This window comes from Streptomyces sp. GbtcB7, from assembly GCF_019091445.1.
Classification (GTDB): Bacteria; Actinomycetota; Actinomycetes; order Streptomycetales; family Streptomycetaceae; genus Streptomyces; species Streptomyces mirabilis.
Genome location: NZ_JAGXJM010000544.1, coordinates 1 through 241, shown reverse-complemented (window position 1 = coordinate 241; position 241 = coordinate 1). Strand labels below are relative to the sequence as shown.

1 pseudogene is annotated in these 241 nt (G+C 78.4%); it reads left to right on the top strand.

Annotated features, from left to right (window positions below):
• Positions 1-241 (top strand): annotated as a pseudogene (locus KVT44_RS56755) (sucrase ferredoxin); the annotation flags it as partial.

The following is a 241-nucleotide window of genomic DNA, read 5'->3' as shown; positions in this document are numbered from 1 at the left end:
CCTGCGCTCTCGTGGGCGGCCCCCTTGCGGCGGCACTCGCCGCCGCGGGCGTGGCGGGCGCGTGGGAGGCCGCCCACCTCGGGGGTCACCGCTTCTCGCCCGCCCTGCTCGTCCTGCCGTACGGATACGCCTATGGGCGGGCCGAGGCCCACGCGCTCAAGGTGATCCTCCAAGGCGTCCGCGAGGGCCGCGACGTCACGGAGGGCTGGCGTGGCAGCTCGGCGGGGCAGCGGCCCGGGCC